The 7,473-nt window shown below is 39.6% G+C and carries 6 protein-coding genes and 1 rRNA gene; 2 read left to right on the top strand and 5 right to left on the bottom strand.

The annotated features are described in order from the left end of the window. Positions 1-187 precede the first annotated feature (187 nt). Positions 188-1,393 (top strand): NupC/NupG family nucleoside CNT transporter, encoded by a 1,206-nt coding sequence (locus TP70_RS09200; protein WP_044361170.1) that lies wholly within the window; start codon positions 188-190, stop codon positions 1,391-1,393. Between the two features lie 390 nt (positions 1,394-1,783). On the opposite strand, the gene pdxT is transcribed toward TP70_RS09200, so the two are convergent. Next, on the bottom strand, positions 1,784-2,341 hold the full coding sequence (gene pdxT, locus TP70_RS09195; RefSeq protein WP_044361169.1) for a pyridoxal 5'-phosphate synthase glutaminase subunit PdxT: 558 nt from the start codon (positions 2,339-2,341) through the stop codon (positions 1,784-1,786). A gap of 1 nt (position 2,342) precedes the next feature. After that, entirely contained in the window at positions 2,343-3,230 is an 888-nt protein-coding gene (pdxS, locus tag TP70_RS09190; RefSeq protein ID WP_044361168.1) for a pyridoxal 5'-phosphate synthase lyase subunit PdxS, read from the bottom strand. 107 nt (positions 3,231-3,337) lie between these two features. Between pdxS and pdxR the strand changes: the two genes are divergently transcribed. Continuing rightward, entirely contained in the window at positions 3,338-4,753 is a 1,416-nt protein-coding gene (gene pdxR / locus TP70_RS09185) for a MocR-like pyridoxine biosynthesis transcription factor PdxR (protein ID WP_044361167.1), read from the top strand. 80 nt (positions 4,754-4,833) lie between these two features. On the opposite strand, the gene TP70_RS09180 is transcribed toward pdxR, so the two are convergent. From TP70_RS09180 to rrf, 3 genes are all read right to left on the bottom strand, one after another. Further along, complete coding sequence (locus TP70_RS09180) at positions 4,834-5,037, bottom strand: TM2 domain-containing protein (protein ID WP_044361166.1); 204 nt, start codon at positions 5,035-5,037, stop codon at positions 4,834-4,836. A gap of 345 nt (positions 5,038-5,382) precedes the next feature. Further along, complete coding sequence (locus tag TP70_RS09175) at positions 5,383-7,311, bottom strand: FUSC family protein (RefSeq protein WP_044361165.1); 1,929 nt, start codon at positions 7,309-7,311, stop codon at positions 5,383-5,385. A 65-nt stretch (positions 7,312-7,376) separates the two neighbouring features. Then, a 5S ribosomal RNA gene (gene rrf, locus TP70_RS11875) occupies positions 7,377-7,473 on the bottom strand; the annotation flags it as partial.

The following is a 7,473-nucleotide window of genomic DNA, read 5'->3' as shown; positions in this document are numbered from 1 at the left end:
ATTTCTAGTCGAACGTATTCAAAACGTATTCAAATGCAAAAGCCTAATACCACAAACCGCATAATGACGGGGTTTATAGACCTATAATTATGTTAATTCATTAATTTGTTATGTTAATGCTTTCATTTATGTTGTATGATATAGATAGTGAAAAAAACAAATAATTTAACATAAGAGGTGTTACAACATGCATATTATTATTGGGATCGTCGGCATCTTAGTATTCTTAGCCCTCGCACTCCTCGCAAGCTCGGACAAGAAAAATGTTCGTTGGCAATATATCGCGCTTATGCTTGCCATCCAAGTCGTTTTAGCATTCTTCTTACTTAAAACGAACGTTGGGATTAAGATCGTTGGTGGCGTTGCATCAGGATTCGGTTATTTGCTCAAACAAGCATCTGAAGGGGTTAACTTCGTATTTGGCGGTTTAATGAATGACGGTGCATCTACTTTCTTCATTAACGTACTATTACCAATCGTCTTCATTTCAGCATTAATCGGTATTTTACAATACTTGAAAATCTTACCGGTTATCATTAATGTGCTTGGCTTACTTATTTCAAAAGTGAACGGCATGGGTCGTTTAGAATCATATAACGCGGTAGCTTCAGCAATTCTTGGGCAATCAGAAGTATTTATCTCATTGAAAAAACAATTGCCATTCATTCCGAAGCATCGTTTATACACATTAACAGCATCAGCTATGTCAACAGTTTCTGCGTCAATCGTTGGGGCATACTTCACAATGATTAAACCTGAATACGTCGTGACAGCTGTTGTCTTAAACTTATTTGGCGGTTTCATTGTCGCATCTATCATCAACCCTTACAAAGTCGATGAAGAAAATGATAAATTAATCATTGATACAGATGAAAAACAACAATCATTCTTTGAAATGTTAGGGGAATACATTTTAGATGGTTTCAAAGTAGCAGTCATCGTTGGGGCAATGTTAATCGGTTATATCGCCTTGATTTCATTATTAAACGGACTTGTAGGCGGCGTTATCTCATTCGTTTCTGGTGGTTCATTAGATTGGAACTTCCAAACATTAATTGGTTTTATCTTTGCACCACTTGCATTCTTAACAGGTATTCCATGGAGCGATGCAGTCGATGCAGGTTCAATCATGGCAACAAAACTGTTATCTAACGAATTCGTCGCAATGACAGAACTTGGCAAAGTACAAGGATTATCAGACCGTGCTGTTGGCGTTGTTTCAGTGTTCTTAGTATCATTCGCCAACTTCAGCTCAATCGGTATCATCTCAGGTGCCATCAAATCATTAAATGACGAAAAAGGTGACATGGTTGCACGCTTCGGATTAAAACTTTTATTCGGTGCAACACTTGTATCATTCATCTCTGCAACAATCGCAGGATTCTTTATTTAATATATGACGAAAGCCATTAAAATTCGACACTGAATTTTAATGGCTTTTTTCATTTTATGATTTAGGATTTTCTTCCCGTTTTTTCACATATGGATAACTTAATGATAACACCAACATCACGGCCAGAGTCAATTGACATTGCCATCCGAAGCAGAGGTTGTGAGAAAAGCGCATTTAGGATTTGAGCAGAACCAGAAACGATGAGAAAAATCGCTTTCCAGATTTTGTCGAATCGTGAAGTTCTGCCGAAAATCCTGCTTTTCGAACACCGTTTATTAGTTTCCCAGAAAATAAGTAATTGTAATTTAGCGTTCACTTCCATACTCTGTGTTATTCATACGTTACCCTTAGCGAGCCGCTCATAAACCATATAAGATGAAACGCTCTTCCTTATGCGCCAACCACTTTTTCAATAAAGTAGCGCATCATCGTCGTATCATCCGTTAACTCTGGATGGAACGACACACCGAGATAACGCCCTTGTTGCACAGCGATGATTTTGTCATCAATCGTACCTAACACTTCCACACCTTCACGAACGGATTGAATATGTGGTGCACGGATAAATACACCTTCCACAGGTTGTGCGATACCTTCAATGTCTAATGTTGCTTCAAAGCTATCTACTTGGCGTCCGAATGAATTACGTGCCACTGTAATATCTAACTTTTTCAAGTAGCCTGTTTCGCCTTCAATATCATCCGCCAACACGATCAATCCTGCACACGTGCCGTACATCGGCAATGTAGATGCACGCAATGCCTCTCTGAAGCCATATAACGTCATAAGGCGACGTAAAGTAGTCGATTCACCACCTGGTATCACTAAACCGTCTAGCGTCTCTAGTTGTGCTACAGTCTTCACTGCAATCGCTTCATGACCACACGCTTCAATTTGTCGCATATGCTCACGTACCGCACCTTGTAATGCTAATACACCGATCTTCATCTTACCAACCACGCTCTTGCATACGTTCTTCTAATGAAAGTTGATTAATATCCAACCCTTTCATTGCTGCACCTAAATCTTTCGCCAGACGACCGATTAATTCATAATCTTGATAATGCGTTGTAGCTTGTACAATTGCTTTAGCAAATGTTTCAGGGTCTTCAGATTTAAAGATACCTGATCCAACGAACACACCATCTGCACCAAGTTCCATCATTAACGCTGCATCTTGTGGTGTCGCTACACCCCCTGCCGCAAAGTTAACAACCGGCAAACGACCATGTTTTTTAATATCTTGTAAAATGTGATATGGTGCACCTAAGTTTTTCGCTTCTGTCATCAACTCATCGTCACTCATCACTGTAATGCGTGCCACCTCTTGATTTACTTGGCGCATATGACGTACCGCTTCCACAATGTTACCTGTTCCTGGTTCCCCTTTTGTACGCAACATCGCTGCACCTTCACCGATACGACGTGCTGCTTCGCCTAAATTACGACATCCGCATACGAACGGTACGGTATAATCACTTTTTTTCAAATGGAATACTTCGTCCGCTGGTGTTAATACTTCCGACTCATCAATATAATCGACACCCATCGCTTCTAATACACGCGCTTCTGTAATATGGCCAATACGACATTTCGCCATAACAGGAATCGACACTGCATTCATCACTTCTTCTACGATTTTTGGGTTACATGCACGCGCTACACCACCTGCTGCACGAATATCTGATGGCACACGTTCTAACGCCATAACAGCTACCGCACCCGCTGCCTCCGCAATTTTTGCTTGTTCAGCGTTAACCACATCCATGATTACGCCACCTTTTTGCATTTCTGCCATACCGCGTTTTACACGCTCTGATCCAACTTGTTTCGTCATAAAAATTTCCCCCTTTTAGTATGTATAGATGTAGCTTATACTAATAACTGAACTGGTTAAAGTGTCAAAATAACAAAAAATAAAAGGGTCAGATAGAGGGGATATCCATGGAAATGTTGATGTTTCATATTGATAAATCACAAAAACAGCCAATTTATATGCAATTATATGAAAAAATTCGCGATAGTATTATAAACGGTCAGTTGCAAGAAGATGAAAAATTACCGTCCAAACGTCATTTAGGCGATTACCTTTCTGTGAGTCAAACAACCGTAGAAAATGCCTACGCGCAATTGATAGATGAGGGGTATATATATAGTAAGCAGCGTTCTGGTTTTTTTGTAAGTGCAATTGACACATTACCACTTATACCGCAACAACGCGTCAGTAGCGTGTCACCTATCAGACGAGTAGAGACACAGCCATTATCACGTTATAGCTTTCAACTCGGTGCCATTGACAAAGCTCATTTTCCCTTCGAGCAATTTCGTAAATATGCGAAAGAAGCTTTTGACACATTACAAGACACTTTAATAGAAAGCGGAGATGTACAAGGCGACTTTATGCTACGTCAACAAATCAGCCAATATTTATTTCACAGTCGTGGCGTAGAAACAACACCCGAACAAGTCATTATCGCCTCATCAACCGAGCAGCTTTTATCAATTATTACAGATTTACTCCCAGAGAATCACTCGTTTATATTGGAAGATCCTATCTATCCACAAGTACCACAACTACTCTCAAGAAAACACATATCATATCGCTTTGTACCTGTATGTCACGATGGACTACACGTAGAGCATATCGACCAGTATGACGACAACATTGTTTATATTACGCCAAGCCATCAGTTTCCGATCGGTGTGACAATGACTTTACAAAATCGAATCAAGTTACTGAAATGGGCAAGTCAACATCCCGAACGTTATATCATTGAAGACGACTACGATTCTGAATTTCGCTATGAAGGAAAGCCCATCCCCGCCTTACAAAGTTTAGATAAGGCTGAGCGTGTTATTTATGTCAGTACATTCTCAAAATCCATCGCACCAAGCATTCGTATCGCTTACGCCGTATTACCAAGACATTTGGCAAAATTATATCAAAATAAAATCAATATCGAAGGCGGAACCGTTCCACGTCATACGCAATATATCGTCAGTCGCTTTATGGAGAGCAACCAATTCGAACGACATCTCAATCGCATGCGTAAAATTTATCGTCAAAAGCGTGACGTACTCATTGAATATTTCTCACAATATCCGACACTCTGTCAGATTAATGGCGCCCAAACTGGCATGCATTTCGTTGTCACCATTCAGAATGGTCTTAATGAGCAAACATGTATGGCGCGTTTTAAAGCACATGATATTGACGTGCAACCTTTGTCGCAATATCTTTTTCAACATCACAATACGACACCGCAATTTGTGATAGGTTTTGGTGGGATCCCAATGGAAGACATCGAAGCACATGCTACACAACTACTTAAAAGCCTTGAAATAAACGAATCTTCTTAAATGTAAAATAGCCGTTCAACACTGTGACATTATAGTGTTGAACGGCTATTGTGAATAATTTAATACATATGACTATAGGTCTATATTTCAATATTGCCTTCTGAATCTGATTCTTTAAGCGCTGCACGAATTCCTTCAAATAATCCTATAACCCCAGGTATTCCAGTCCAACAAAACATTAAATGCAAAAATCCCAATCCTTTTTTATGAATATAAAATTTGTGAACGCCTAAGCCACCTAAAAAAATTGCGAAAAATGCATACGTCATTTTATTTACTTTCATAAATAAAAAACCCTTTCAAAATCCAATAAATTATATACTTACAAAAATAACAGAATTAGTCTTCCTTTAATTTATTATACCCTGTTTTTACACACAAAATTATAATATTTTCGGACTATGTCTTATCAAGCAGATGCGTCCATTTTACATAATTTCTGTTCGTCAGCGCGAGCGTTTGCGTTCGACTCCCTTCAGATCCCACTTCGCAATGACACCCTTGTCTTTTGCTAACAGTTCCCACTACCAAGCCTGTAACGGACTTCCACTGTCGAGCTATTACCATGCCAAGCATAATAAAAAATCCTCCTTCAAAGCAGCCATTCGCTTTGTTAGGAGGATTTATCATCAATCAGGTAATAAATTCGGGTTACGTTGATTACCTTCGTCATACAACGCAATTTCTTGTAACTGTATTAACGCCTGACGAATTTGAGCATAATTGGCTAAAGGCGGCAGCGTCACAATTTCCTCTTGTGCAACACCATGTACAAAATGTTTCGCCATATTTTCATAAGCTAATAAGTAGGCGCCCATTGTTGTTTGGTCTAACTTTTCTTTTGGTGGTGCTTGAATACATTGAAGTAATTTAAAATGAACCTGTCTCAATAAAAACATCGCTGGATAGTAATATTGCGTACGCTTTTTATTTGAAGACCATTCACCGTATGCATGACGGTACATCGTTTCCATATTATCAATCTGTAACTTCAAACGTAAAATATCACGTCGTGCCGTTTTTTTAACTGAATAATCATTATTAGAAAACAAATAGTGAAACATCTGACTTTCAACACGCGCAACATTTCCCATCATTTCTGGCAATCGTTTACTTGCCAAGCGTCGACCAATTAATAGCACACCTATAACCGCAATGACGATACCTACTGTTGTATCTAACAAACGTGGGAGTGCAATCATCATCGTTAAATGCCCTTGTGCAAGACCACCTAATAAAATAACTTGTACAGTGATCACACACATCGCCAATGCATAGTTCGCACCAATTAACATTTCAGTCAATGCGCTACATATACACATCACAAGTACAACAATCAGAAGATTCGGTTCAAACAGTAACACTACAATGGCAATACCTATACCAACAAGCGTCCCAAACCAACGCCCGCCAGCACGTTCAATACTTGCAATCGTCGTCCCACCAATCATGACTGTATGTGCACTTAATGGAATCCAATAAGCCCGTTCAAAATCAAAGACAAGCGCAATCATAATCGAACAGCCGATAATCACGGTATACTTCAACGTTGCAATAAAGTTCATCGACTCAGGGGTCAAACTGTATACTAAGCGTGCCAAATATTGTGGCGACGTCACTTGTGCTTGACGTTTTACTTGTTCATCCGGCATTTGTAAAACTTCATCCACATGGAAGATTAATTGAACTAACGCATCATATGTATCTGCTACATCCACACGCTTTCGCCAAGGCCTGTTTGGCGCAACACCTTCCACAATACTAGACGTCACATAATCCATCATCTCAACAATAATAGGCGGAAGTGGACGATGCCCTTTTGCATTCAACTCCAATAGTTCAGAATAAATCCCTTCAGCAATACGATGTAACAAAATCAGACGCTGATACGCTGCTGCTTTCTTTTGCAAAGTAGAACGTGTCGTACTTAAAACATCCGATGACAACATAAGCGTATTGACCGTAGATTTCGTGAGATCATTAAACGTCGCTTGATCATTAAAATGCTGAACCAATTGACGTACCTGTTTGAAATCTTGTTGAACCGCTGCCTGCTCAGGTTGTTCCCCTTTTAACTTACTCTCTACATACACTAATATCATGCCTAATAATCCACCTAAACCAACCATCAAGCCACGATATAGAAAAGCTTCAGGTTGCTCTGGCATCACACTTGATAAGCTATATGCAATAATAAAAAAGGTAGACGAGGGACCAGGAATATGTAATGTCGTAAAAATATAATAAGGAATCACAGCAACAAATAATAAACCAATACCAAATAATAAAGGGTAACTCACCGTTAACGTCCCTAACACCATCGCAATCACAAGACCGCATGTCGCAAAAGTAACAGCCCGCATACGCGATGTAAATGTACCACTAAACACATAAATATGCGCAAACGTCCCAATCGACACAAGCAATGCAAGCGACATATTATTTGCAAATACACCGTATAATAAAGGCAATAACATCAGCAATCCTTGGCGAATACCACGATTGACATCAATCTTATCCGTCGCAATAAATGCCACATTTTTCAAATATGTTTTCATGCATGAACCTCCTTCCATAAAACGCAAAAAAAGAGAAGTCATCATGACCTCTCTCTCGTTGAATTACCTGGCACCGTCCTACTCTTGCGGAACGTAAGTCCGACTACCATCGGCGCTAAAGAGCTTAACTTCTGTGTTCGGCATGGGAACAGGTGTGACCTC

Origin of the sequence: Staphylococcus microti, from assembly GCF_000934465.1 — a bacterium.
Taxonomy (GTDB): Bacteria; Bacillota; Bacilli; order Staphylococcales; family Staphylococcaceae; genus Staphylococcus; species Staphylococcus microti.
The sequence above is the reverse complement of the archived record's forward strand: the minus strand, read 5'-3'. Positions and strand labels throughout refer to the sequence as shown.

Coding starts and splice junctions, on each gene's coding strand:
- TP70_RS09200 (WP_044361170.1), top strand. CDS start 188: ATGCATATTATTATTGGGATCGTCGGCATCTTAGTATTCTTAGCCCTC.
- pdxT (WP_044361169.1), bottom strand. CDS start 2,341: ATGAAGATCGGTGTATTAGCATTACAAGGTGCGGTACGTGAGCATATG.
- pdxS (WP_044361168.1), bottom strand. CDS start 3,230: ATGACGAAACAAGTTGGATCAGAGCGTGTAAAACGCGGTATGGCAGAA.
- pdxR (WP_044361167.1), top strand. CDS start 3,338: ATGGAAATGTTGATGTTTCATATTGATAAATCACAAAAACAGCCAATT.
- TP70_RS09180 (WP_044361166.1), bottom strand. CDS start 5,037: ATGAAAGTAAATAAAATGACGTATGCATTTTTCGCAATTTTTTTAGGT.
- TP70_RS09175 (WP_044361165.1), bottom strand. CDS start 7,311: ATGAAAACATATTTGAAAAATGTGGCATTTATTGCGACGGATAAGATT.